Consider the following 25435-nt stretch of genomic DNA (forward strand, 5'->3'; position numbering starts at 1 on the left):
GGTGAGGCCGACGAGCCTGAGGCCGAGCGCGGAGGCAAAGAAGTTGCCGACCCGGCGCGGCACAACGCCGACCCCAAGACCCACATCCACCATCCGGCACAGCGCATCAAAGGATGTGACATGAATCCGCAGTCGTCGGGTCAGGCCAGCCTCGGCGGCTGCGTGCTCGAGCAAGGTGTAGAGCGAACTGTTCTGGCTCAGGCCGACATGGTCGCAGGCCAGGGTGGCAGCGAATCCGGTTTCGCGCATCGCCGCCAGCGGGTGATCCGGACGAACGACGAGCACGAGTTCGTCCTGACGGTAGGGGAAGTATTCGAGCCCTTCGACCTCGTCACTCGCGGAGACGACCCCGAGATCCGTACGCCCCTCCTCCACTGCGCGCAGGATGTCGGCGCTCAGGTGTTCCTGCAGATCGATCTTGATGCCTTCATTGTTTGCCATGAAAACGCGCAGATCTTCCGGCAGAAACTCGACCACCGCAGAGATGTTTGCATGCATGCGGACATGGCCACGCACACCCTGCGCATACTCCGAAAGCTCTGCATGCAGACGGTCGACGCTGCGTAACACCGTGCGCGCGTGAAACAGCAGCGCTTCCCCGGCGGCAGTGGGCTTCACGCCGCGCGCGCCGCGTTCGAGCAGGGGAACACCAAAATCCGCCTCCAGCTCTGCCAGCCGCTTGCTGATCGCAGACGCCACGATATGCTCGCGCTCTGCCGCCTTGGCGATGGCGCCGGTCTCGCATACGGCCACGAAGTAGGCCATCGAGGTGAAGTCGATTCGTTTCATGGGACTATTATCGGTGCCCGACTTTGGCTTGGGGAATCGTTTTACTCACGATGCGTCAGGCGAAGACCCGGCGCCACAAGTCTCAGACGCATTGACGCATCACCAATATTCACGCAGCGCACCAGCCATGAACCTGTACGAACAGCTCGCATTCGACATCGAAAGGCGCATCGCCGACGGTGTGCTTCGGGTCGGCGACCGCCTGCCGTCGGTGCGAAGTGCCTGCAAGTCGCAACGCCTGAGCCCGTCGACCATTCTCAAGGCCTACTATCTGCTGGAGAGTCGCGGCCTGATCGAGGCCCGCCCGCAGTCGGGCTATTACGTGCGGCCAAGACTGCTCACAGGGCTGCCAGAGCCGGAGATCACGCGGCCAGCAGGCGCTGCGACCAAGCTCGAGGTCAGCGACTTCATCTTCGAGATTCTCGAATCGGTGAAAGATCCATCCGTGGTGCCGCTGGGTTCGAGCTTCGCGAGTCCCGACCTGTACCCGCTGGACAAGCTGGGGCGCTTCCTTGCGGCTGCCGCACGTCACATGAATCCGCGTGCAACGGTGACCGATCTGCCGCCGGGCAATGAGGAGTTGCGACGTCAGATCGCACTGCGCTACCTGTCCCGTGGCGCATCATTGCAGCCGAGCGAGATCGTCATCACCAACGGCGCAATGGAGGCGTTGAATCTCTGCCTTGAAGCGACGACCTCGCCCGGCGACCTCGTCGCCATCGAATCCCCGACCTTCCATGCCAGTCTGCAGATGATCGAACGCCGTGGCCTGCGCGCGATCGAGATTCCCACCCACCCGCGCACCGGCGTAAGCCTAGACGCGCTCGAAGACGCCCTGCGCCATCATCCGGTGAAAGCCTGCCTGCTGATGCTCAACTTCCAGAACCCCATGGGAAGCCTGGTCCCTGACGATTCGCGCAAGGCCTTGATCGCGCTGCTGCGTCGCCACGCGGTGCCACTGATCGAAGACGACACCTATGCCGAACTCTATTTCGGGCGTGAGGCGCCGCTGGCGACCAAGGCGCTCGATAGCGACGGCCTGTTGTTGCATGTGTCGGGGTTTTCGAAATGCCTTGCGCCCGGTTACCGCGTGGGCTGGGTCGCTGCCGGCCGCTTTGCGCAGAAGATTCAGCGCCTGAAATTCTCCGCCAGCCTTGCGACGACAATCCCGGTGCAGATCGCGATTGCCGACTTTCTGAAACAGGGCGCGTTCGACACCCACCTGCGCCGACTGCGCTCAGCCCTCGAGATGCAGGAAGTGCAGATGGCGACCGCGCTCGACCGCCACTTTCCGCCCGGCACGCGCATCACCCGGCCGCGCGGGGGCTACTTCATGTGGATCGCGTTGCCGGACGACGTCGATGCCCTCGCCCTTCATCGCGACGCACTCGACGCCGGCATCAGCATCGCCCCCGGCCCGCTGTTCTCGGCCAAACAGGCCTACCGCAACTGCATCCGGCTCAACTTCGGCCATCCCTGGTCGGAAAGTGTGGAGGCCGCGGTGATGAAGCTGGGGCAGCTGATCAAGCGCTGACCCGGGTTCCGGCGCATCCGGCCCCGCTCGCTTCCATCCGGTGCAGCCCCTCCAAACTGTTATGGTCGAATTAGCGACAATCTGAGACTGTAACGCTCTCCAGCCCGATGGTTTACTCGCGCCACTGCCCGGAACACCTCATTTTGAAGGTGATTCGGGTCGCAACGGAGAAAGCCCTCATGCACGCGCGCGTCAACAAAGCCCAAGGCGCCCGGATCGAGTTCTACAACAAGACCGGGAAGATCCACCCTCGCACCACCGCCGGCCGATACAACACCTTGCGCTGGTCCATGGTGTGGATCACGCAGATCATTTTCTACGGTCTGTGCTGGCTGGAATGGGGCGGCCAACAGGCGGTCCTGTTTGACATCGAAGAACGCAAGTTCCACCTGTTCGGGCTCGTCCTCTGGCCGCAGGACGCGATGCTGCTCGCGGTGATGCTGATCGTCGCCGCAACCGGCCTTTTCTTCGCCACGGCACTGGCCGGGCGGGTGTTCTGCGGTTTTGCCTGCCCGCAAACCGTCTACACCGCCATCTTTCGCTGGGTCGAGACCAGGGTGGAGGGCGACCACCTGGCACGGATGCGACTGGACCAGTCCCCGCCCGGCCTGCGCAAATTTGCGATCAAGGCCACCAAGCACGTGATCTGGCTTTCGATTGCGTTGTGGACGGCGATCACCTTTGTCGGCTACTTCACCCCGATTCGCGACCTGCTCGCGCGCCTGCCGGCCGAACTCGGCCCATGGGAGGGATTCTGGGTGTTCTTCTATGCCGCATTCACCTACCTGCTGGCCGGGTTCGCACGTGAGATGGTGTGCATGCACATGTGTCCCTACTCGCGCTTCCAGGGGGTGATGGGCGACCCCGACACCCGCAATGTCAGCTATGACGTGCTGCGCGGCGAACCACGCCGAACACTTTCCAGGCGCCAGCCCGAGCGCGCACCTCAGGGCGACTGTGTCGACTGCGGCGTATGTGTTCAGGTGTGCCCGACCGGGATCGACATCCGCGAGGGCCTGCAATATGCCTGCATCAACTGCGGGCTGTGCATCGACGCCTGCGATGAGGTCATGACACGGATCGGCGCACCCAAGGGCCTGATCCGCTTCGCAACAGAACGCGAGTTGTCCGCACCGAAGGCCACCCCGCGCCCCGCCCTGCTCCGCCCCCGGGTCCAGGTCTACCTGGCCACGCTTGTTCTCTTCGCAGTGACCGGCGCGTGGATGCTGATCGAACGCACCCCGCTTGCGGTGGATATCCTGCGCGACCGGCACGCCCTGATGCGACTGAATGATGCGGGGCGAATCGAGAACGACTACATCCTGAAGGTCGCCAACATGCTTGAGCAGCCCCGCCGCTTTCGCGTACAGGTTGACGGCCCGGCAGACATCCGCCTGGAAAGCACCGACACTTTCGACGCAACCGCGGGCAGCATCACAAGCCTGTCGGTGAGCGTGTCCGGCACGGCAGATTCGTCCCTGCGCGGCAGCCAGCAGATCCATTTCACGATTCAGGACCTCGAAGCCCCCGAAACGCGGGTGGTGGAGAAAACATCTTTCCTGCTGCCCGTCACCCTGGCCGGGGCGCTACGTCAGGACTAGCGTGACACCCGATGCGCGTTGGCCGCCCCCGGTTGTCAGGGAATCCGCCTGCAAACGGGTGCCGGCCGGGGTGGCTCCGCTTGGTATCATCCGCGCAGCCCTGAACTACTGACCGATCCGGACTCCTCCCAAGCATGAACACACCCCAACGCAGGCTCGTCGAGCGCGTCGCCGAACACATCAAGTCGAAATTCGCGGACGAAAGCTCCGGCCACGACTGGCACCACATCAACCGGGTCAGAAAGCTGGCGCGGCAGATCGCTGCGCAGGAAGGCGCGGACGTGGACATGGCGGAGCTGGCCGCGCTGGTCCACGACATCGCGGACTGGAAATTTTATGACGGCGATGACACCAAGGGCCCCATCGAGGCCGCGCGCCTGCTGCGGCAGGAGGGCGCGACGCAGGACGTGATCGATCAGGTCACGGACATTGTTGCGACGATCTCATTCAAGGGTGCGGGCGTCCATACCGAAATGAAGACCCTCGAAGGCAAATGCGTGCAGGATGCCGACCGCCTCGACGCCATCGGCGCAATCGGCATCGCGCGCTGCTTTGCCTACGGCGGCCACGCCGGGCGCCTGATGTATGACCCGGACGAGGCGCCGGTCATGCACGCCACAGCCGAAGCCTACAAGGCTGCGAAGGGAACGAGTCTGAACCACTTCTACGAGAAGCTCTTTCTGCTCAAGGACCGCATGAACACCACCAGCGGCCGCGCGCTCGCCGAGGAGCGCACGCAGTACATGCAGGACTTCGTCGCCAGGTTTCTGCAGGAATGGGGTACGCCCGACGACTGACTTTCAGCCCATCCGCATCGAGATACCTGACCGCCCGAGCTGCGGGCGCCAGCCAGTTCAAGGCTGACGGAATGGGCTGCCGCGCGGCCCAGCATGCCTCCGATTCATGCGTATTGCTTCGCAACATCATTCAAAACCCGACCAACGGCAGTCCCCCATCCTGCATCGCACGTTTTTCCGAACCAGTGGTCGAATAATGACATTTGAACCAGACCCCGGTCGAAAATCCTCGTAGAATGAGGATGCTGCGACGCAGCATTCACGGCACGGACACTTCTCCGCGAGCACGCCGCACACTCTTCAGGGCGGGATTTGACATGAACCTCATGCTAACCATCGACGGCAACGAAGCCGTTGCCAATGTGGCGTATCGCGTTTCCGAAGTGATCGCCATCTATCCGATTACCCCTTCGTCAGGCATGGGTGAGCTGTCGGACGAGTGGGCGTCACAGGGCACGACCAACGTATGGGGTTGCGTTCCCCGTGTGGTCGAACTGCAGTCGGAAGGCGGTGCGGCCGGCACCGTGCATGGCGCCTTGCAGGGCGGCGCACTCGCGACGACCTTCACCGCCTCGCAGGGCCTGCTGCTGATGATCCCCAACATGTACAAGATCGCCGGCGAACTGACACCGACGGTCTTTCATGTCGCGGCACGGGCGGTGGCAACACATGCGCTGTCGATCTTCGGCGACCACTCGGACGTGATGGCGACGCGCGGCACCGGGTTCGCGCTGCTGGCCTCGAACTCGGTTCAGGAAGCGCAGGACATGGCGGTGATCGCGTCGGCAGCCAGCCTTGCCGGACGCATCCCGGTGCTGCACTTCTTTGACGGTTTCCGCACCTCGCACGAAGTCGCCAAGATCGTTCCGGTCGATGATGCGCTGCTGCGCGACATGTTGCCGCAGGACCGCATCACCGCCCAGCGCGAGCGTGCGCTGTCGCCGGAACACCCGGTCCTGCGCGGCAGTTCGCAAAACCCCGATGTCTTCTTTCAGGCCTGCGAAGCGCGTAACCCCTGGTTCGATGCCTTCCCTGCCGTCGTGCAGGCCTGCATGGATCAGTTCGCCGCGGCGACCGGACGCGAATACAGGCTGTTCGACTACGTCGGTGCGCCCGATGCCGAGCGCGTGATCGTGCTCATGGGCTCCGGCGCTGAAACCGCACAGGAAACCGTCGAGCACCTGAATCGGCAGGGCGAAAAGGTCGGCCTGCTGAAGGTGCGCCTGTTCCGCCCCCTTGCACCCGAAGCGCTGGTTGCCGCCCTGCCCGCCACAACCCGTGCAATTGCGGTGCTCGACCGCTGCAAGGAGCCAGGCGCCGAGGGCGAACCCTTGTACAAGGACGTGATGGTGGCACTGGCCGAGAACGCATCCGGCGAGACGCCACGCTTTGCCCGTTTGCCCAAGGTCATCGGCGGCCGCTATGGGCTGGCCTCCAAGGAATTCAATCCGGCGATGGTGTGTTCGGTGTTCGCCGCCCTTGACGAGCCGAGCCCGAAACGACGCTTCACCGTGGGCATTCAGGACGACGTCACGCATCTGTCGCTGCCTTACGACCCGGGCTTCCGCACCGACGCAGTGCGTGAGACCTTTGGCGCGGTGTTCTACGGTCTCGGGTCGGACGGCACGGTTTCCGCCAACAAGAACTCGATCAAGATCATCGGCGACGAGACCGAGCTCAACGCACAGGGCTACTTCGTCTACGACTCCAAGAAGTCGGGGGCGATGACGGTGTCGCACCTGCGATTCGGCACCCAGCCGATCCGCTCGACCTACCTCACCGGCGCGGGCGATGCGAAGTTCGTGGCCTGTCATCAGCCGCTCTTTCTCGAAACCCACGACCTGCTGTCGCACGCCGCGCCGGGCGCCGTGTTTCTGCTCAACACGCCGGTCGCACCGAACAGGGTTTGGGAAACGCTGCCCGCCACGATGCAGCGACAGCTGATCGACAAGCGCATCCACCTGCATGTGATCGACGCCTATCAGGTGGCGCAGGACGCCGGCATGGGGCGGCGCATCAACACCGTGATGCAGACCTGCTTCTTTGCAATTTCGGGAATTCTGCCTCAGGACGAAGCCATTGCCGCGATCAAGCACGCGGTCGAAAAGACATACGGTCGCAAGGGGCGTCGCATTGCCGAACTGAACTACCGCGCCATCGACATGACCCTGGCCTGCCTGCACGAAGTGGCCCTGCCGCAGAACCATGACAGCGCTGCGAGCAGTACCCAGGCGCGCAGCGAGCCGCAGGCATCCGAGTTTGTACGCAGGCTGACCCTGCCGTTGATCGCCGGCAAGGGCGATACGCTGCCGGTGTCGCTGTTTCCCGCCGACGGCACCTGGCCGACCGGCACCGCCCGCTACGAGAAGCGCAACCTCGCGCTGCAGATTCCGGTCGTCGAGAGCGACCTGTGCACGCAGTGCGGCAAGTGCGTGTTCGTGTGCCCCCACGCGGCGATCCGCGTCAAGGCCTACCCGGCGGAGCTCGCCACCGGAGCGCCCTCGACCTTCAAGCAGATGGCGATCCGCAGCAAGGACTACCCGAGCGGCTGGAAGATGACCTACCAGGTCGCACCGGAGGACTGCACCGGCTGCACGCTGTGCGTCGATATCTGCCCGATCCGCGACAAGTCGAACGTCTCGCGCAAGGCAATCAACATGGCCGAGCAGGCCCCGCTACGCGAGCGCGAGGCCGAGAACTGGGATTTCTTCGTCAAACTGCCCGACTATGACCGCAAGCTGGCCAAGCGCACCACCGTGCCGGGATCGATGCTGCTGGCACCATTGTTCGAGTTCTCGGGGGCCTGCGTCGGCTGTGGCGAAACCCCCTATATCCGCCTCGCCACGCAACTCTTCGGCGACCGCATGATGGTGGCAAACGCCACCGGCTGCTCGTCGATCTACGGTGGCAACCTGCCAACCACGCCCTACACCACCAACGCCGAAGGCAGGGGCCCGGCATGGAGCAACTCGCTGTTTGAGGATAACGCCGAGTTCGGCCTCGGCATGCGCCTGGCAACCGACCAGCTGGCCAAGGCTGCACAGGTGAAACTGCACGAGATGACGCCGGTTCTCGGTGAGGAACGGGTCCGGTCCGTGCTGGAGGCCGACCAGACAGACGAAGCCGGCATTCACGAGCAGCGGCAACGCATCGCCGCGCTCAAGGCGCAGCTGGCTGCGCTTGCCACGCCTGCCGCCGAGGCACTGGCGACCATCGCCGACTATCTCATCCGCCGCAGTGTGTGGATCATCGGCGGCGATGGCTGGGCTTACGACATCGGCTTCGGCGGCCTCGACCATGTGCTGGCTTCGGGCGAGAACGTGAATATCCTGGTGCTCGACACCGAGGTCTATTCCAACACCGGTGGCCAGAACTCCAAGGCGACGCCGCGCGGCGCGGTCGCCAAGTTTGCCGCCGGCGGAAAACCGAACCGCAAGAAGGATCTCGCCCGGATCGCCATGGACTACGAAAACGTCTACGTCGCCCAGGTCGCCTACGGAGCCAAGGACGTGCATACGCTCAAGGCCTTCATCGAGGCCGAGAGCTATCCCGGGGTATCGATCATCATTGCCTACAGTCCGTGCATCGCCCACGGCGTGGACATGCAGCACAACCATCGCCAGCAGGACCTCGCGGTCAAGTCCGGACACTGGCCGCTGCTGCGCTATGACCCACGCCAGCGCGAACGGGGCAAGAATCCCCTGTCCGTCGATAGCGCCGTACCAAGCATTCCGTTCGGCGACTTCGCCCGCACAGAAGGACGATTCACCGTGCTCGAGCGGCTCAATCCGCAGGCCTCGGCCAGCTTCATCGCACAGGCGGGCAAGGACGCGCGCCTGCGCCATCAGGAATACGTGGAACTCTCCGAAATGGTGCCGCCCGAGGTGGCCCTCGACGAAAACGCCAAAGACGCTGCCGCAACCAAGGAGACGCCCGATGCCTGATCTATCCACCACCTATCTGGGCCTGGCGCTGAAGAATCCGCTGGTGCCCTCCTCCACACCGCTCAGCCACGAACTGGATGCGATGCTGCACCTCGAAGATGCCGGCGCTGCAGCCGTCGTCATGCATTCGCTGTTCGAGGAGGACGTAAAGCGTGACGAGCAGATGATGGACCGCTTTCTGCTCAACCCCGACGCTTTTGGCGAGTCGGCGGGACACCTGCCCGCCGGTCATGATTACCAGAGCCGGCTCGACACCTATCTGGAACAGATCCAGCAGCTGAAGTCGCGTCTCTCCATCCCGGTGGTGGCAAGCCTGAACGGCTCGTCGGCCGATGGCTGGGTGGAGCTGGGCAAGGAGATGCAGGCCGCAGGCGCCGATGCGCTCGAGCTGAATGCCTGGTACATGCCCAGCGATCCGGGTGTGACCGCTGCCGAGATCGAACAGCGCTACCTCTCGCTGCTGCAGTCCCTGAAGGCGGTCGTGAACGTGCCGATCAGCATGAAGCTGTCGCCCTTCTTCTCGTCGCTGCCGAATTTTGTGCAGCAGGCAGAACAGGCCGGTGCCGCCGGCGTATCCATGTTCAACCGCTTCTTCCAGCCGGACATCGACCTCGAGACACTCACGGTGGTCGATCGCGTGCAGCTTTCAAGCTCCGCCGACGCCCTGCTCACGATGCGCTGGATCGCCATTCTGCGCGGCCGCACAGGCTTGTCGCTGGCGGCCACCGGCGGTGTGCATAGCGCCGACGATGCCCTCAAGATGCTGCTCGCCGGTGCCGACGTGGTGCATCTCGCCAGCGCACTGCTGCAGCGCGGCCCACAGGCCCTGCGCGACATCCTGCAGGGCATCGGCCGCTGGCTCGAAGAGCGCGAATACGACTCGGTGGCGCAGCTGAAGGGGTCGATGAGCCAGCAGAACTCGCCCGACCCGAGCGCCTTCGCCCGCGCCGCCTACCTCAACGCCATCGATTCGTTTACGCCGCCGGACGGCGTGCGTTACTGAAGGCCGGCCCTGCAGCAAGCGGGTTACGAAACCGCAGCACCGCCGCGCAACCGACGAGCAGCGCGCACTCAGGCGAGTTCATGCAAGGCGCCGACCGCCTCTGCGTGCCATCGCGAAAGAACGGCGCGCAGTCGCGACGGCTGCACGGGCTTATGCAGCAACAGCAGCCCACTGGCGCTGGCCTCACGCAGCCTCTCCGGAGCGGTGTCGCCGGTCAGAATGGCAGCCGGCACATCGCGGCCAAGGGCGCGTCGGATCTCGGCAATGGCCTCGGTCCCGGAGCGCCCCTCGCGCAACCGGTAGTCAGCAATGATCGCGTCTGGCGAGAAGGCGGCGTCGGCCAGCTGCGAAAGCGCATCCCCTGCGCTCCCGGCGGTCAGTACGTGGCAGCCCCAGCCACCGAGAACCTCGGCCAAGGCCTCACGGATGGCCTGGTCGTCATCGACCACCATCACGGCAAAGCCGCGCAGACCAAAGGACGCTGTCTCCTCGGTGTCATCGAGGCAGGGCACATCGCCCGGTGCGCTCGGCACGCGAACCGAGAAGGTGGAGCCATGCCCCACCCTGGACTTGAGCTCAAGGGGGTGATCGAGGATGCGGCACAGGCCGTCGACAATCGCGAGCCCCAGCCCCAGCCCTTTGTGACGGTCACGCTCGGGATTTCCCAACTGATAGAACTCGCGGAAGATGGCCTCGTGAAACTCGGGCGCAATTCCGGGCCCTGTGTCGCAAAGCGCGATTGCGACCTGGTCACCTTTGCGGCGGCAGCCCACGAGTACCGCGCCCTGCTCGGTGTAACGGATTGCATTGCTGATGATGTTGCGCAGGATGCGGCCCAGCATGCTGGGATCACTCGCAACCTTGAGGCGCGTCCTGACGAAGCCCAGCTCGATCCCCTTCTCTTCCGCCAGTGGCTGCAGCTCCCGCTTCAGTGCATCGAACAGTGACTGCAGCGAAATTATCCGGATTCTTGGGCTGAACAATCCCGCCTCCAGCCTGGAGATGTCGAGCAGATCATTGAGCAAGCCCTCCAGCGCCTGCGCCGAATCGCCCAGTGCAAAGCGCGCCCGCTCGGCGCGCACGGGGTCTTTCTCGGTGCGCAGCGCCTCGATGAACAGGTTCATTGCCTGCAGCGGCTGGCGCAGATCGTGGCTGGCCGCAGCAAGAAATTTCGACTTGGCGAGATTCGCGTCCTCTGCACGCGCACGTGCCACTTCCGCAGCCGACATCTCCTCGCGCAACTGCAGCACCAGTTCCTGATTCTCCAGCCGCAAGCGCATGGACTCCAGCAGCGTCCGGCTGAGCTGGCGCGCGAAGGCAAGCACATTGACAAAATAAATCAGACACATCAGCCCGAGGATCCAGAGCTCGCTGCCTTCAAGCAGATAGCACACCGCGATGGGTGTCATGGTCAGAATGGCATAGGAAAACTGCGCTGGCGGCCACGATGAGTGGGATGCGATGGTGCCCGCCGACATGCCTGCCAGAATGATCGTCAGAAAGACGAGCGTGACCGCCGACTCAGGTACAAAGAACAGCACGCCCGCCGCGCCCCATGTCACACCGGACAACACGGCGCCCGCGGTCATCAGCGTATGCCATGCAATCCGCGAGCCGGCAGTGCGGCGCCGATAGGCGATCGTCAGCCCCAGGCGGAACAGCACGACGACGGCAACGGCTGCCCACCAGCCCAGCAGGATGTCCGGATCGATGACGCGCCAGAGGAAGCCGACCAGCACCGTCGCCACAGTCAGGTTCGTCATCTGCGCGAGAGGCGTATAGCGGAACAGCAGCTCGATCTGTTCGTCGTGAATCCGGGCCTGAAAGCCCTGCGCCACGGATGCGTCAGCCACCATTTGCCACTCCCATGCCGAGCGCAACGCGGGCCGCATCGTTACGGTTCTCGACATCGAGAATCTTGAGAATGGCCGCCACATGCACCCGCACGGTGTTCACGCGCATGCCCAGGGCGTCGGCAATCTCCTTGTTCGACCGGTTCTTCACCAGCAGCGCCAGTACCTCCCGTTGCCGCACTGTAAGTGTGCGATTCTCGTCCGGCGGTTCTGCCCGCCCCACCATGCCGATCATCGGCACGTAGATCTCTCCCGCAAGAATCTGCGTCAACGCTGCTGTCATCTCGTCAATGCTCGAGGACTTCGGGATAAACCCCTGCGCGCCGCGACGCAGGCCATCGACAATGATGTGCGAATTCTCGTTGGCCGACAGCAACACGACAGGCGTCGTCGGGCACAGCTCCCGCAGCCGCACCAGGCCATCCAGCCCGTTCAGATCGGGCAAGGCCAGATCCAGCAGGATGAGATCGATATCCGGGTGCGCACTCACTTCGGCCAAGGCTACCGCGCAATTCTCCGCCTCAACGAAGACATGGTTTCCGGCAAGCCGGGACAGCAACTCACGCAAGCCATGGCGGAACAACGCATGATCGTCGACGAGCAGAAATTTCATGATGAATGACACCAAGTGAAGACATCCAACCCAAGCAAAGTTTGGTCCAGCAATCGAGAGCTTGCGATAGCGCATGCTCTCGGGCAGAAGCATCGACAACGCGCACCAAAACGGTCGCTGCGCCGCGTCCTTGCTAGTCCTAGAGCATTATTGACGCACCTGAAACAGCCGAGGAGTATGCCACCTGAGCAGTGCCTTGCACGCGACTCACGACGACCAGGTTGACAATGTAATGAACGACGCAGGCACTCCGACCGAGCACTGATGGCATGCGACCGATCCTGACGCATCGCAATTGCAATGCCCATGGCCTTGTGCAGCAGCCCCTAGCCGCGCCGCTTTTCCATTCGTCTTTCGGTACCGGCTGCGTATCGACCTAAGCTGTGCAAACGTGTTGATACATGTCATCGCCCTCCTTGCCATGTCCGGTGCAACACGGGGGACGCGTTCCTTCGAACCGGACTCCGCAACGACAGGCGTTGCGCACTGGGAGGTTTTTACCGTGGCGATAGGCATCACCGGGCTTGTCCTCGCAACCCTTGCCGTCGAGGGCCGACTCCGCAAGGACCGACTGGTGCGTTTGTACGAAACGCTCACGAACAAGGTGCGGAAGCGAAGCAGCCAGGTGGCTGCGATGAATCATGCACTAGACGTGGAAGTGGCCAGGCGCCGCCACCTCGAGGGCGAACTGATCCGCGCCGAGGAGCACCAGCAACGCATGCTTGGGCGCAATCTGCACGACGGTCTGGGACAACACCTGACCAGCATTGCCTTGTTCGGCGCAACGCTTCAGCAAAGACTTGAAGCGCAGAATCACCCCGAAGCCAGCCACGCCCTACGCATTGTCGATCTCATCAACCAGGCAAACGACATGGTCCGCGCAGTGTCGAGGGGCCTGTATCCCGCCATTCTTGAAACTGCCGGACTGAATGCCGCACTTGAGCAACTGGCCGACACGACCTGCCATCTGAGAAACGTGGCCTGCGAGTTCCGGGCCGACGCGCCTGTTGCGGTTGACGACCCGCTTGTTGCAATCAACCTTTACCGGATCGCACAAGAGGCCGTCAACAACGCGCTCCGTCACGGGAACGCGAGTCACATTCTGATCAGGCTGGACGAAGCGGAAAGCACATACCGTTTGTGTATTGAGGACAACGGGTCGGGCTTCGATCTGGCAACTGTCAGTCACGGCGACGGCATGGGATTGCGTAATGCCCACTATCGTGCGGACATCCTCGACGGAATGCTGAAAGTAAGCAGCCACCCGTGCAGGGGCACGATCATTACTGCCGTGGTACCAAAGACGAGCCGGAACCCATGACTCAATGCCAACAGCCGGCTTCGAAAAACGCCCGAATTCTGATTGTTGATGACCATCCGATTGTGCGTGAAGGGATGGCGATGTTTCTCAACCAGCAAAGCAATCTGTTCGTCTGTTGCATGGCTGAAGATGCTGCGGACGCGATGACCCGCACCTGCACGCACAGGCATGACCTCGCGATCGTCGATATGTCTCTCAACAGAGACTCCGGTCTCGATCTGATTGCCTCCATTCGCCACCAGTCTGCCGATATCGGAATTCTGGTCATCAGCATGCATGAAGAATCGGAGTTCGCGGAACATGCATTGCGCTGCGGCGCGAATGGCTACCTCATGAAACAGGAAGGGACGCCCAACATCCTCAGGGCCGTCAACCGGATACTCGGTGGCCTGCCCTATCTCAGCGATGCCATGCAGCGCTCACTCAGCGGGAAACTCACGGGCGCCGCCGTCGCACCCGCGTCGCCCCTGGCAACACTGAGCGATCGCGAGTTTTCCATCCTTCACCTGATCGGCATGGGCAACAGCTCGCGCGAGATCGCGCACAAGCTCAATCGCAGCGTAAAAACGATCGACGCGCATCGCGCAAACATCAAGGAAAAATTGAACATCTCTCGCGGTCGCGACCTTGAGCGTTTTGCCATGCACTGGCTAAAGGCCGATTGAGCTGACACCCGCCCCGGCGGTCGCATGAAATAGGGAAATCCACTAAGCAATATCAGAGGGTGCCTGATACCAGCCGACTCCGGCGCTGATTAAAGTGAAATGGGCAGAACGCTTCAGACACAAACCGGTCTGCGCTGCCCTTCAACTTCAATCCGGAGGCCAACGCCATGCAGAATAAATCGCTTTTCAGAACCTTGTCCGCACTTACGCTCATCCTTGCATGCAGCGCCGCTTCCGCCGGCCCCGACTGGCAGACGATTCAAAATGCGCGGGAAGCCCGCGAGCCTGCGAAAGCAGAAAAAAAGCAAAGCCAGTTCCGCTCGAAAGGTACCCGCTACGGTTCAATGCGCGCACGTGTTACCGGCAAGCAAAGGCGATATTCATCATCGGCCAGCCCCGATCAAGCTGGAGGTGCATTGGTGAAAACCGATTGAGTTGCTCACCGCTGACAATCCAGTCCGCACACGTCACCATGACGCGCAGGGTGATTGCAACGGTGAATTACCGTGACCGGTCAATGCAGAGCGCGTGACCGGGTCGCGGGCAAGGCAAGCGGTCACGTGCACTTTGCACATGGAGAGAAAAACGATGAAGGTCACACATTCGGTGCCGGTCAAGCCTCGCATCCTTATGGTCGATGACCATCCCATCGTTTGCGAAGCCATGGCCCAGTTCCTGAATCCGCGGGACGACCTGCACCTGTGTTGCCAGGCAGCGAATGCAGATGATGCGCTGCTTGCAATGCAGTCCTGCCTGCACGATCTCTGTATCGTGGATCTGTCACTGAACGGCAGTTCCGGGCTCGAGCTGATTGCAACGCTCCGATCGCGCTATCCGAATGTGTTGATTCTGACGCTGAGCATGCACGACGAATCCGTTTATGCTGAACGCGCGTTGAATGCGGGCGCCAATGGCTACCTCATGAAGCAGGAGAGCACGCGGAATATTCTTGAGGCAATCGACCGGATTCTGGCTGGCCAGGTGTACCTCAGCGATGCGATGCAAAGCAGCATCGCCCATCGCGTGCTCGTCTCCGGCAGCAACCGCGCTACCTCGGCCCCTCGCATCAGCGAACGGGAATCCGAAGTGCTGCATTTGCTCGGACTGGGCTTCAGCACTCTTGAAATCGCGCAAATTCAGAATCGCAGCATCAAGACCATCGAAACCCAGCTCGCAAGCCTCAAGACGAAACTCCGCATCAAGACCGGCCGCGACCTCATTCGCCATGCGATTCAGATCGAGGAGACGCGGTAGCAGATCGCCACAACCGAGGAAGGGCACAACGCGCTGACGACGCTCTTCACGAAGCTGCCGCCATACCGGAATGCGCCCTCGGACATCGCGCTCGTCGCACCGGTTTCCCGCGCCGGGCAGGACCACACTAGTCCTTGAGCATTATTGACGGCCCTCACCCGGACCAAGATCATGCCGTCCAGACAGAGATCTGCGCAGCGCATGAGGGCTGGCTTGCTCAAGGCCTGAACTCAGTCAATAACGCAATGACACAACGTGACGTGAACGCAGCGCCTCGTGTTCATCGCGAACCGTGTTTCATCTCAGATGTAAAATCGTTTGTGAGGACAAAATGATGGCGATTGTTCGCAGCACCCTGGCGGCAGCAACGACCGCCTTATTCTGTCTTGGTGCAGGGCCTGTTTGCGCCTCGACAATCTCCGGCACATATGAAGGCTTCTCGTGGATCGCGCAAAGCCTGCTGGTCGGCGTGACGAGCACTGGAAATTCCAGTGACCCCGCCGGAGATTCGATCTATCACCCGACCTACCCCGCATACAACGGTGCAGTCAGTCTGGTGATGAACTACGGCGCAGAAGGCTCTTACGCGTGTTCGGGATCGCTGCTCAGCGACCGGCGCTCAATCCTCACCGCGGCACACTGTGTCTCTCATGGCGCAGGCGCTGCGAACCCACTATCGACAATGGTCCTCTTTCAGCCTGACGGTGGATTGGCTGCGGACACTCGCATACTGGCCAGTGGGGTGCCTGCCGCAGGTGTAAGTGTGGTGGCCGTATCTGACTACTTCGTCCACTCGGAGTATTCAGGTCGCGTCATCGATCAGAATGATATCGCCGTCCTCCGGTTATCGGATAGTGCGCCGGCGTGGACGACATCCTACGGCCTTTACACCGACCCTGACCTGGCGGGCAAGGATTTTGTGGTCACAGGTTACGGCCGTCTTGGAGACGGAGCAACAGGCACCAATAACCTTTTTGGGCGCTTGCGCACTGGAGAGAATACCTATGATTACAGGCTTGGCGACGATATATTCGGCGATCAATGGGCAAACGTGCTTGGCTATCCTGAAACGCAGATAGAGCACTCGTGGGTGGCGGACTTTGACAGTGGTTTGACTCAGAACGATTCGAGCTGCCTCATCGCGATGGCCAGCAACATGGCGGCGGCGGCAGGATCCATATTTTGCGACACGGGACTCGGCGCGCGTGAAGCTGCCCAGGCGCCAGGTGACTCGGGCGGAGCAGGCTTCGTCGATGGTCTGATCGCGTCCGTTAATTCTTACGGATTAACCTTTTGGTCGCCCTGGGGGGACGTAGACAATTCGCTCAATGCTTCCTTTGGGGAGCTCACTGGTTACGTACCGGTCTATTTGCATTCGGACTGGATTCAAAGCCTGATGTACAACAACACCGTACCGGAACCCGACAGCCGTGCGCTGGTGCTTCTGGGGCTGATGGGTCTTGGCTGCTTCATGCGCCGGCGGCACCCCATTCAACATGACCAAAGAACGCGAGGCGAGCTTACTTCACATCGAATTCAATGACCACATGACGCCCAGCGCCAGTCTCCCTATTGGAGTAGCCCCAGCCCTGCTGACCAACAAGACGCTCGGTAAGCTCCAGGCCCAGTCCAAAGCCGAGCTCGTCATTCCGTTCTTCATCTGCCTCGTTGATGTTCAGAATCTCAAGTTTCTTCCCGGTCAGACTGATGTCCACTCTGCCCGACCAGGTGTACTGAAATGCATTGCGGATCAGATTGGAAATGACGATCCGGCAAAGCGCCTCAGGCAAGGCAAGCACGATGGGTTCGCACCTGATCGCAACGTCTACCGTTTTTCCCGAAAGCAGGTAGGAGAGCTCTTCGACCAGCTTTTCAATCAATCCGTCCAGCTCAACCGGACTCGTTGGCAGGGACTTCTCCGAGTGTCGGTTGAGCCACAGCAGGGTTTCCGTCAGATCCGTCATGGTCAGGCCTGCCCGCTCTATCCGCCCAAGCACCTCCAGCTGGCGCGTACTGCTGATCCCCTTCTCGATCATTTTGCGAAGCAACTCGCTGTTGGCCCGTGTAACCGCGATCGGGGTTCTTAACTCGTGGCTCGCATAACCGAGAAAGAGCTTCTCCCGGTCTACGCTCTCCTGTACTGATCTCAGGCTCGACAGGACAATCTGCGCCAGACTGTCCAATTCACTGTAATGGAACTTCGGGGCGGGTTTATCCAGCGCTTCGCTTCCCAGATCCTTTGCCCATGTTGTCAGCCGCTCGATGGGCGTCGCAACCTTTTTCAGCAACAGGACCGGGACCAGTGAAAACAGGCTGATCGCCACAAGGGCAATCGCAAATATATACAGAAAATCGGGAGGGTCCTTTGGTGCATCCAAGGTATGTGAATCGCTCACAAACATGGATGCCACATAACGCTGCTCGCCTCCCCTGTTGAGCCTGATCGCAAAATAACGCGCCTTGGGAGGAGAGAACAGTGGATTGCCGTCAACGAACTTGAGCAGCCTTTCGTCAACCATTTCGCTTTCGTCAAGGTGGCTTCGGACGGCTGCAGGAAGATCCTCCCAGCGCGTTGCAACAGTGAAACCATTTAATTCTTGCGGCTTGCCGTCAGACACTGCCACCTGATACGCAGTGGTTCGCATGACATCGGAAATCGAAAAGTCGACGCCCAGGAAATAGAAGTGATAGCTGACATATGCCATTGCCGCTATCGTCACGACTCCGGTGACAAGGATGGAACCAAGAAAGTAGCGTCTCAGGCTAGGACGGATCTTCATGTCGGCGCTTCTTCTGACCGCAGTACAAAGCCCCGACCGACGATGGTATGAATCAACTTGCAGTCCGACGCGCCATCAACCGCCTTTCTCAGGTTGAACATATGCACTTTCAGGCTGTTGCTGTCAGGCTGTTCGTCGCCCCAGACGATTTGCATCAACTTTTCACGTGATACCGGATTGGGGCTTTCGCGCATCAGCACTTCCAGAATTCTGAAACCGATTGGTGACAGCTTCAGGATCGCACCGTGACGCATCGCCTTCTGCTGTTTCAGATCCAGCTCGAGGTCATGAACAGCCAGTTTGCTGACCTGACCACTTCTCCGTTTGGACAAGACCTGCGCACGCACGATGAGTTCTTCCATGGCAAACGGCTTCACCAGATAGTCATCCGCACCGACCGAGAAACCGGTCAGTTTGTCGTCAAGCGTGTCCTTCGCCGTAAGCATCAGTATTGGCACATCAATACCTTGAGCACGCAGTTGCTCACACACCTGAAGACCGCTCATTCTGGGGAGATTCAGATCCAGGATCACCGCATCGTAGACGTTCTGCTTGATGAGGTTGAACCCCGACAGTCCGTTGGCCGCGTGGTCACACTCGATCCCCTCCAGTGCGAGGTAGTCGATGATCGCGGTCGCCAGATCGAGATCGTCCTCGACAAGCAGAAGTTGTATGTGCTCTGACCCCATTGATTCCTCGAATAACGCGTGCAGCGGGCGGGCGCCCACCAAGGCCCCGATCCTACCAAGCCTTGGGGTTAACACAGGGTTATGGCGCGGCTCGTTAACCCTGTCGGCGCTGTTCGATCTTCCCTGCTGCCGTTAACCCGGGCTTAACCCCGCCATTGATATTCTCGGTCGCAACATCAATGCAACGGGTGAAGCAGTCATGAAGCACGCAACAAGCCTCGAACTGGATCGAAATGCCCATCCCCTTGAAAGCGTGTCATTTCGCCTGACTGAAAAGCAGAAGCTGATCCTAACCTATTCGGTCATGCTGGTCGCACCGTGGGCAATTGCCAGCGCCCAGGGCGTCGAGTTTCACGATATCTATCGTTATGTACTCAGCGCGCTCAACGTACTCGCGATGATGGCTTTCTTCATTCAGTTTCCCCTGGCCGGAAGGCTTCGCAATCTGTCGTGGTTCTCCAACATTGACTGGAGCATCTCGACTCACAAGACGATCGGAAAATGGCTGGGGATCTTTTTCTTTCTCCATCCCCTCCTGATTGTTGCGCCGAAAGCGCTGTTGTCTGCCGACGATCTGATGACCAGCGCAACAGCGATGATTACCTCCCCCAACACGCTGACCGGTGTCATCGCCTGGGTGGCCATGTCGGTATGGGTATTGATGGCCGTTTTCAAGAACCGGCTCAATATCCGTTACGAAACCTGGCGTCTGCTGCATGTGTGCGGATTCATTGCGATTGCCACACTGGCGGCATTTCACATTACATCTGTCGGGAGCCACGGTCAGTATGAACAGGAGTTCAATCTGGTGTGGTGGGGTCTGTACGCAGCTTCAATGATGCTGGTGCTCTACAACTATCTGATCAAGCCGCGACTCATCCGCTCGCAACCTTTTGCAGTCCGGGAAATAACAAAGGTCAGTGACTGTGACTGGAAACTGACGATTCAGTCTGAATCGCAGTCGAAGGTCAGCTTCGAAGCCGGGCAGTTTGTGTGGATCAACACCTCGAATACGCCATTCAATCTGGAACAGCATCCGTTCTCGATTGCGGGTGGCGAGATGGAGACGGGAACGCTCTCTTTCATCATTCGTGAGCTTGGCGACTACACCAGCAGCCTGAACACCCTGCACCCAGGCCAGACGGTGTACGTGGATGGTCCTTACGGAAGCATGAGCGTGGATCAAAGCAACGTATCGTCGGGGATCACGCTGATCGCAGGTGGTGCTGGTATCGCCCCCCTGCTGGGCCTGTTGCGCGAATTCGCGAAAAGAAATGAAACGCGGCCTGTGCGACTAATCTACGGCAACCAGAGTCTCGAGCGCATGGTGGCAATCCCTGAGCTTCAAGCGCTCACCTCAACGATGCGCAACTTCTCGCTGAAGCTGATCTGCAACCAGCTGCCGGAAAGAATGGAAGAGGCCGGGCTCGATATCCGGCAAGGCGTGATCGATGAGTCTGCAATCCGCGCCGCGATCGATCCGGGCAAGCACGCTGACTGGACAGTGTATCTGTGCGGCCCCGAGGGAATGATTGCGGCCAACGTGAAGCAGCTCAGGGCGATCGGCGTGCCATCAAACAACATTCACTTTGAACAGCTGGCGTTCTAGAGGGAGAAACGTATGCCTATCCATCAAATCTCCGGCTGCATCGGATGCGAAGCCTGTGTCAAGAGTTGCCCAACGGACGTTATCCGTATGAACAGGCAGACGAACAAGGCTGAAATTCGCTATCCGGAAGACTGCCAGATCTGCCACCTGTGCCGGCTTTACTGCCCCGTAGGCGCAATCAAGATCACACCCGAAAAATCCATTCCGGTCATGGTTTCCTGGAGGTAATGATGAGCACGCTATCTTTGTCGCGTCGGCAGTTCATGGGTATAGCCGGTGGTCTGGCGGGCGCCGTGGCGCTTGCGAGCCTGGATTTCGATGCCCCTGCTCAGATCAACAACCCCAAGATCCACGCTGGAGACTTCAAGCACGAACAACGTGAAGTCGACGTGCTTGTGATCGGCGGAGGCATGGCGGGTCTGTTTGCTGCCATCAAAGCCCACGATGCCGGAGCAACAGTGTTGATGGTTTCGAAGGGACGTGTGGGCAGCTCAGGACTGACACCGTTTGCCAAAGGCATCTTCAGCTACGACAAGAAGAATGCAAAGGTGAGTATTGACGACTTTGTTGCCCAAGTCTCGGAATCGGCGATACAGACCAACAACCCGGTATTTACCCGTCAGCTTGCCGAGCACTCCTATGACCGGGTGCAGGAATTGAAATCGTGGGGATTCTTCGATTCCCCGATATACCACGAGAGCTTCATGCGGCCGATCAACGAACGCCGGATTGCCGTCGATGAGCGAATCATGATTACCCATCTGCTGAAAGAAGATGGGCGGATCGTCGGTGCATCCGGGTTCATGCTGGATGAAGAGCGAATCATTCACTACCTGGCAAAATCCGTCGTTCTGTGTACCGGCTCAGGCGGGTTCAAACCTAACGGCTTCCCCGTTTCCGACCTTACCCATGACGGCACCATCATGGCCTATAAGGCGGGCGCGAAGGTAACCGGCAAGGAGTGGAATGACGGCCATCCTGGTTCTGCAAAGAACTCCGGCTCGAGTTACGACAACTGGCATGGGCAGGTCGAAGAAAAGCCTTCAACAACTGACGTGACGGTCAACCACCACTTGGGTGTAGACCTCAACTATCAGGCCTATACGCAGGGTGGACCCGTCGTGATGGGACCGCCCGGGCCCGGTCAGGATGAGAGCCCGCCTGCTGAAAATGGCGGCCCCTATGTTCCTGAGGCGTTTCGTCACACCGAGCCACCTCCCCCTCCCCAACAGGGCGGGCTGAGGGGGCTGTTTGCCGGACCGCCGAACGCAGGCCCTCCGGGGATGGGTGGCGAACAGGTGGGTGGATCCAGCGCCGGCATGGCGATCCATAAATCGGAAGGACTTGTGCCCGTCAATGAGGAGGGGCTTTCAACACTTCCGGGCCTCTATGCAGCGGGCGATGCCCTCGGCTCTTACATGTCAGGCGGCATCTACACCCAGATTGGCGGCTCCTTGGCGGGCTCTGCAGTGCAAGGCGCGATCGCGGGCGAAGCCGCAGCCAGGGAAAGCCTGAGACTGAAGGGCAAGGTCACGGTATCAAGCGCGCAAATCGAGAAAGTGACCACCGAAATTCTGGCACCGCTCAAGCGGGAGCGTGGATACAGCCCTGCGTGGGTAACCCAGGTATTGCAGGGCGTCATGATCCCCAACTTCGTCCTCTACATCAAAAAGGAAAGAATGATGCTGGGCGCGCTGGCATACGTCGAAGAGCTGCGCGAACACCATGTGCCGATGCTCCTGGCGGACGATCTCCATGCACTCCGCCTCGCACACGAAACGGAAAACATGATCATTACTGCAGAGATGAAGCTGAAAGCCTCGCTCATGCGCAGAGAGAGCCGCTGCAGTCACTACCGCCTCGACTGCCCGGATATCGACTACGAGAACTGGCAGGCATGGATCAACATCTGGCAGGACGACAAGGGGCAGATGCAACTGGAGAAGCAGCCATTTGACTGTGGCCAGACTTCGTCAGTGCGTAGTCATTCGAAGCTAATGGTGGCCAGCCTCAGCATTTTCGAATTGGCGGAAACTTGAGAGGGCGGCCTCCGGGAACAGGTTGAACCTGGTTTTTATTGCCAACAGGCAAATTTGGAGCGCTAACATGAACAAGAAACTCACGACTGCCGCCGGCTGCCCGGTGGTGGATAACCAGAACGTCATGACCGCAGGACCGCGCGGCCCGCAGTTGCTCCAGGATGTCTGGTTCCTGGAAAAGCTGGCGCACTTCGACCGCGAGGTCATTCCTGAGCGCCGCATGCATGCCAAGGGATCAGGGGCTTTCGGCACCTTTACCGTCACCAACGATATTACCCGGTACACCCGCGCCAAAATCTTCAGCCAGATCGGCAAGCAGACGCCCCTGTTCTCCCGCATGTCCACGGTGGCGGGCGAGCGCGGCGCAGCCGATGCCGAACGGGATATTCGCGGCTTTGCGATCAAGTTCTACACCGAAGAAGGTAATTGGGACCTGGTCGGCAACAACACCCCGGTTTTCTTCCTCCGCGACCCGCTGAAATTCCCGGATCTCAATCACGCAGTCAAGCGCGACCCGCGCACCAACCTGCGCAGCGCATCCAACAACTGGGACTTCTGGACCTCCTTGCCCGAGGCCCTGCATCAGGTCACCGTGGTGATGTCCGATCGCGGCATTCCGGCCAGCTACCGCCACATGCACGGTTTCGGTTCGCACACCTTCAGCCTCATGAACACGCAGAACGAGCGATTCTGGGTCAAGTTCCACTGGCGTACCCAGCAGGGGATCAAGAATCTGACCGATGCCGAGGCCGAAGCCGCTGTCGGCAAATGCCGCGAATCGCACCAGCGCGACCTCTACGAGGCCATCGAGCGCGGCGACTTCCCGAAGTGGACGCTCTGCATCCAGGCCATGCCCGAGGCGGATGCCGAGAAGGTACCCTACCATCCCTTCGACCTCACCAAGGTCTGGCCGCACAAGGACTATCCGCTGATTGAGGTGGGCGTCATCGAGTTCAACCGCAACCCGGAGAACTACTTCGCCGATGTCGAGCAAGCGGCTTTCAATCCGGCCAACGTAGTCCCTGGCATCGGCTTCTCGCCCGACAGAATGCTGCAAGGCCGCCTGTTTTCCTATGGCGATACCCAGCGATATCGCCTCGGGGTCAACCACGGACACATTCCGGTTAACGCCCCCCGGTGCCCGATGCACAGCTATCATCGCGACGGTCAGATGCGCACCGATGGCAACTATGGTTCCACGCTGGGCTATGAACCGAACAGCTACAATGAGTGGCAGGAACAACCGGATTTCCGTGAGCCGCCGCTGGCAATCAACGGCGCAGCCGACCACTGGAATTTCCGCGAGGACGATGACGACTATTTCAGCCAGCCACGCGCCCTCTTCCGCTTGATGACGCCGGACGAGCAACAGCGTCTGTTCGAGAACACCGCCCGCGCCATGGGCGATGCGCCAGATGAAATCAAGCGTCGCCACATTACGAACTGCACGAAGTGCGAACCCGCCTATGGCGCCGGTGTTGCCAAAGCGCTGGGCATGATGACCTGAACCAGGATAGAAGATGGACCGAAGCCAGACGATCGTACTGAACGGGCTTGCATCAAGGCCTTCATGGTTTGTGCTGCTGCGCACGCATGCGCAGCAGCACAAACTGGTGGCAACTGGCCTGGCGCTTTCCCTGCTCGGTGTGATCGTCCTGCTCGGGCAGAGCATTGCTCAAGTAATTTCCGGCAATGCAGCACCCGGCTTACGCCTTGCGCTCTACGGCGGGGCGGCGGGTTTCGCGACCACAGCGCTGGGCGCCCTCCCCGCCTTGCTGATGCGCAGCCTGCCGCAGCGTGTCGAAGACAGCATGCTGGGCCTGGCGGCGGGGATGATGCTCGCCGCCAGCGCATTTTCCTTGCTATTGCCGGGACTTGAAGCCGGTGAATCGCTCTTGGGCAATCGGGGTACAGGTGCGGCAGTCGTCGTCTTCGGGATGGCGCTCGGGGTCTTGCTGATGCTGGGCCTTGATGAGTTTACACCGCACGAGCATGACAAGACCGGGCCTTGCGGGCCGGGTTATGAGATCTGCGGTCGAGTCTGGCTGTTCGTCTTTGCCATCGCCCTGCACAACCTGCCTGAAGGCATGGCAATCGGCGTCAGCTTTTCTCAAGGGGACATGGGCGTAGGCTTGCCGCTCACCACGGCAATCGCCTTGCAGGACATTCCCGAAGGACTCGCCGTTGCACTTGCCCTGCGTACCGCAGGCGTTAAACCTGTCTATTCGGTACTGATTGCCGCGGCCAGTGGCTTGCTCGAACCGGTGGGCGCGTTGCTTGGCGTAGGCCTGGCCGGTGGCTTGGCACTGGCGTATCCGATCGGCCTGGGACTGGCGGCGGGAGCCATGATCTTTGTGGTCTCACACGAAGTCATCCCCGAGACACATCGCAATGGCCACCAGACGAGCGCCACCCTCGGCCTGATGGCCGGCTTTGCCCTGATGATGGTGCTCGACACCACCTTGGGCTGAGCCTGGTCGAAGAAGCAGCGAGGCTGTTGATTCCCGGGGCGTGCCGCCACTACTGCCGGGCCGGGCAGGCGCCAAACCTCTGGCGCTGGCAGAGTGCCTCGTAATTTCAGTGACTTCACCTGCACAACCATCTTCAACCCGAGCCAACCTGCTTGAGCGGTATCGTCGATGCACACGAATCGCCGATGTCGCACCTGGCTGACCCGGCAGGTAGCTTGCCCTTCTCAACGCATCGACCCCAGTGCCAACTCGTCGGCGCGTTTCTCTTGAGCCCGGCAAACCCGTACATACCAAATGGGTGAAAACAGCCGCAACGCGGCGTCCAAGGCCGACTGTCGCAGCCACGACGACCCCAACCTCCATATCACCGACGCCAGCATGCTCTCATCGAGTGGCGGAGCCGAATCGCCATCGCTGACCGTCCACGCGCCGACCCGCAGCACTCCCCTGCCATGATCGTGTGCTGACCTGGT

At 60.6% G+C, this 25435-nt stretch carries 21 protein-coding genes; 16 read left to right on the forward strand and 5 right to left on the reverse strand.

All coding sequences use genetic code 11. The features are described from left to right. Positions 1 to 789 (reverse strand): LysR family transcriptional regulator (locus AC22G6_RS20070; protein WP_487368236.1); only part of this gene is annotated, 789 nt, incomplete at its 3' end. 127 nt (positions 790 to 916) lie between these two features. Between AC22G6_RS20070 and AC22G6_RS20075 the strand changes: the two genes are divergently transcribed. The 5 genes from AC22G6_RS20075 (at position 917) to AC22G6_RS20095 (ending at position 9668) form a co-directional block, all read left to right on the forward strand. Then, positions 917 to 2323: an aminotransferase-like domain-containing protein gene (locus tag AC22G6_RS20075; RefSeq protein WP_487368237.1), complete on the forward strand. Its 1407-nt coding sequence runs from the start codon at positions 917 to 919 to the stop codon at positions 2321 to 2323. Positions 2324 to 2502: 179 nt separating this feature from the next. Next, on the forward strand, positions 2503 to 3924 hold the full coding sequence (gene ccoG, locus AC22G6_RS20080) for a cytochrome c oxidase accessory protein CcoG (protein WP_487368238.1): 1422 nt from the start codon (positions 2503 to 2505) through the stop codon (positions 3922 to 3924). A 134-nt stretch (positions 3925 to 4058) separates the two neighbouring features. Further along, positions 4059 to 4721: an HD domain-containing protein gene (locus AC22G6_RS20085; RefSeq protein ID WP_487368239.1), complete on the forward strand. Its 663-nt coding sequence runs from the start codon at positions 4059 to 4061 to the stop codon at positions 4719 to 4721. A 317-nt stretch (positions 4722 to 5038) separates the two neighbouring features. Then, on the forward strand, positions 5039 to 8665 hold the full coding sequence (nifJ, locus tag AC22G6_RS20090; RefSeq protein ID WP_487368240.1) for a pyruvate:ferredoxin (flavodoxin) oxidoreductase: 3627 nt from the start codon (positions 5039 to 5041) through the stop codon (positions 8663 to 8665). Then, a complete protein-coding gene (locus AC22G6_RS20095; RefSeq protein WP_487368241.1) occupies positions 8658 to 9668 on the forward strand; it encodes a dihydroorotate dehydrogenase-like protein in 1011 nt (336 codons plus the stop codon). Before nifJ ends, AC22G6_RS20095 begins: the two co-directional genes overlap by 8 nt. A 68-nt stretch (positions 9669 to 9736) precedes the next feature. Here AC22G6_RS20095 and AC22G6_RS20100 read toward each other — a convergent pair whose 3' ends face one another. Both AC22G6_RS20100 and AC22G6_RS20105 read right to left on the reverse strand, forming a co-directional pair. Further along, entirely contained in the window at positions 9737 to 11524 is a 1788-nt protein-coding gene (locus AC22G6_RS20100) for an ATP-binding response regulator (RefSeq protein WP_487368242.1), read from the reverse strand. Next, complete coding sequence (locus AC22G6_RS20105; protein WP_487368243.1) at positions 11514 to 12134, reverse strand: response regulator; 621 nt, start codon at positions 12132 to 12134, stop codon at positions 11514 to 11516. The genes AC22G6_RS20100 and AC22G6_RS20105 overlap by 11 nt, the downstream gene beginning before the upstream one ends. A 634-nt stretch (positions 12135 to 12768) precedes the next feature. On the opposite strand from AC22G6_RS20105, the gene AC22G6_RS20110 reads away from it, so the two are divergent. The 5 genes from AC22G6_RS20110 (at position 12769) to AC22G6_RS20130 (ending at position 16917) form a co-directional block, all read left to right on the forward strand. Next, positions 12769 to 13455 (forward strand): sensor histidine kinase, encoded by a 687-nt coding sequence (locus AC22G6_RS20110; RefSeq protein ID WP_487368244.1) that lies wholly within the window; start codon positions 12769 to 12771, stop codon positions 13453 to 13455. Next, positions 13452 to 14120 carry a response regulator gene (locus AC22G6_RS20115; protein ID WP_487368245.1) on the forward strand — a complete coding sequence of 223 codons (669 nt, stop codon included), beginning with the start codon at positions 13452 to 13454 and terminating at the stop codon, positions 14118 to 14120. The genes AC22G6_RS20110 and AC22G6_RS20115 overlap by 4 nt, the downstream gene beginning before the upstream one ends. 167 nt (positions 14121 to 14287) lie before the next feature. Beyond that, on the forward strand, positions 14288 to 14554 hold the full coding sequence (locus AC22G6_RS20120; protein ID WP_487368246.1) for a hypothetical protein: 267 nt from the start codon (positions 14288 to 14290) through the stop codon (positions 14552 to 14554). Between the two features lie 94 nt (positions 14555 to 14648). Further along, on the forward strand, positions 14649 to 15374 hold the full coding sequence (locus AC22G6_RS20125; RefSeq protein ID WP_487368247.1) for a response regulator: 726 nt from the start codon (positions 14649 to 14651) through the stop codon (positions 15372 to 15374). A 334-nt stretch (positions 15375 to 15708) separates the two neighbouring features. Beyond that, positions 15709 to 16917 (forward strand): trypsin-like serine protease, encoded by a 1209-nt coding sequence (locus AC22G6_RS20130; protein ID WP_487368248.1) that lies wholly within the window; start codon positions 15709 to 15711, stop codon positions 16915 to 16917. Here the strand turns inward: AC22G6_RS20130 and AC22G6_RS20135 are convergent. Continuing rightward, on the reverse strand, positions 16895 to 18154 hold the full coding sequence (locus AC22G6_RS20135) for a sensor histidine kinase (protein ID WP_487368249.1): 1260 nt from the start codon (positions 18152 to 18154) through the stop codon (positions 16895 to 16897). The two genes, AC22G6_RS20130 and AC22G6_RS20135, sit on opposite strands and share 23 nt — an antisense overlap. Beyond that, positions 18151 to 18882 (reverse strand): response regulator transcription factor, encoded by a 732-nt coding sequence (locus tag AC22G6_RS20140; RefSeq protein ID WP_487368271.1) that lies wholly within the window; start codon positions 18880 to 18882, stop codon positions 18151 to 18153. The genes AC22G6_RS20135 and AC22G6_RS20140 overlap by 4 nt, the downstream gene beginning before the upstream one ends. A 160-nt stretch (positions 18883 to 19042) precedes the next feature. Here AC22G6_RS20140 and AC22G6_RS20145 point away from each other — a divergent pair, with 160 nt between their 5' ends. From AC22G6_RS20145 to AC22G6_RS20170, 6 genes are all read left to right on the forward strand, one after another. Next, entirely contained in the window at positions 19043 to 20452 is a 1410-nt protein-coding gene (locus tag AC22G6_RS20145; RefSeq protein ID WP_487368250.1) for a ferredoxin reductase family protein, read from the forward strand. Between the two features lie 12 nt (positions 20453 to 20464). Further along, the gene (locus tag AC22G6_RS20150; RefSeq protein ID WP_487368251.1) at positions 20465 to 20680 is read left to right on the forward strand and encodes a 4Fe-4S dicluster domain-containing protein; all 216 of its coding nucleotides are present in this window, start codon (positions 20465 to 20467) and stop codon (positions 20678 to 20680) included. A 2-nt stretch (positions 20681 to 20682) separates the two neighbouring features. Continuing rightward, entirely contained in the window at positions 20683 to 22491 is a 1809-nt protein-coding gene (locus AC22G6_RS20155) for an FAD-binding protein (protein WP_487368252.1), read from the forward strand. A gap of 67 nt (positions 22492 to 22558) precedes the next feature. Further along, entirely contained in the window at positions 22559 to 23998 is a 1440-nt protein-coding gene (locus tag AC22G6_RS20160) for a catalase (RefSeq protein WP_487368253.1), read from the forward strand. A gap of 70 nt (positions 23999 to 24068) precedes the next feature. Continuing rightward, positions 24069 to 24962 (forward strand): ZIP family metal transporter, encoded by an 894-nt coding sequence (locus tag AC22G6_RS20165; RefSeq protein WP_487368254.1) that lies wholly within the window; start codon positions 24069 to 24071, stop codon positions 24960 to 24962. Positions 24963 to 25256: 294 nt separating this feature from the next. Further along, the gene (locus AC22G6_RS20170; RefSeq protein WP_487368255.1) at positions 25257 to 25418 is read left to right on the forward strand and encodes a hypothetical protein; all 162 of its coding nucleotides are present in this window, start codon (positions 25257 to 25259) and stop codon (positions 25416 to 25418) included. Positions 25419 to 25435 lie beyond the last annotated feature (17 nt).

This window comes from Parazoarcus sp. PS-13 R2A, from assembly GCF_057621855.1.

Bases quoted from the DNA above. Each gene is read 5' to 3' on its own strand.
- AC22G6_RS20075 (WP_487368237.1), top strand. From the start codon at position 917: ATGAACCTGTACGAACAGCTCGCATTCGACATCGAAAGGCGCATCGCC.
- ccoG (WP_487368238.1), top strand. From the start codon at position 2,503: ATGCACGCGCGCGTCAACAAAGCCCAAGGCGCCCGGATCGAGTTCTAC.
- AC22G6_RS20085 (WP_487368239.1), top strand. From the start codon at position 4,059: ATGAACACACCCCAACGCAGGCTCGTCGAGCGCGTCGCCGAACACATC.
- nifJ (WP_487368240.1), top strand. From the start codon at position 5,039: ATGAACCTCATGCTAACCATCGACGGCAACGAAGCCGTTGCCAATGTG.
- AC22G6_RS20095 (WP_487368241.1), top strand. From the start codon at position 8,658: ATGCCTGATCTATCCACCACCTATCTGGGCCTGGCGCTGAAGAATCCG.
- AC22G6_RS20100 (WP_487368242.1), bottom strand. From the start codon at position 11,524: ATGGTGGCTGACGCATCCGTGGCGCAGGGCTTTCAGGCCCGGATTCAC.
- AC22G6_RS20105 (WP_487368243.1), bottom strand. From the start codon at position 12,134: ATGAAATTTCTGCTCGTCGACGATCATGCGTTGTTCCGCCATGGCTTG.
- AC22G6_RS20110 (WP_487368244.1), top strand. From the start codon at position 12,769: ATGAATCATGCACTAGACGTGGAAGTGGCCAGGCGCCGCCACCTCGAG.
- AC22G6_RS20115 (WP_487368245.1), top strand. From the start codon at position 13,452: ATGACTCAATGCCAACAGCCGGCTTCGAAAAACGCCCGAATTCTGATT.
- AC22G6_RS20120 (WP_487368246.1), top strand. From the start codon at position 14,288: ATGCAGAATAAATCGCTTTTCAGAACCTTGTCCGCACTTACGCTCATC.
- AC22G6_RS20130 (WP_487368248.1), top strand. From the start codon at position 15,709: ATGGCGATTGTTCGCAGCACCCTGGCGGCAGCAACGACCGCCTTATTC.
- AC22G6_RS20135 (WP_487368249.1), bottom strand. From the start codon at position 18,154: ATGAAGATCCGTCCTAGCCTGAGACGCTACTTTCTTGGTTCCATCCTT.
- AC22G6_RS20145 (WP_487368250.1), top strand. From the start codon at position 19,043: ATGAAGCACGCAACAAGCCTCGAACTGGATCGAAATGCCCATCCCCTT.
- AC22G6_RS20150 (WP_487368251.1), top strand. From the start codon at position 20,465: ATGCCTATCCATCAAATCTCCGGCTGCATCGGATGCGAAGCCTGTGTC.
- AC22G6_RS20155 (WP_487368252.1), top strand. From the start codon at position 20,683: ATGAGCACGCTATCTTTGTCGCGTCGGCAGTTCATGGGTATAGCCGGT.
- AC22G6_RS20160 (WP_487368253.1), top strand. From the start codon at position 22,559: ATGAACAAGAAACTCACGACTGCCGCCGGCTGCCCGGTGGTGGATAAC.
- AC22G6_RS20170 (WP_487368255.1), top strand. From the start codon at position 25,257: ATGGGTGAAAACAGCCGCAACGCGGCGTCCAAGGCCGACTGTCGCAGC.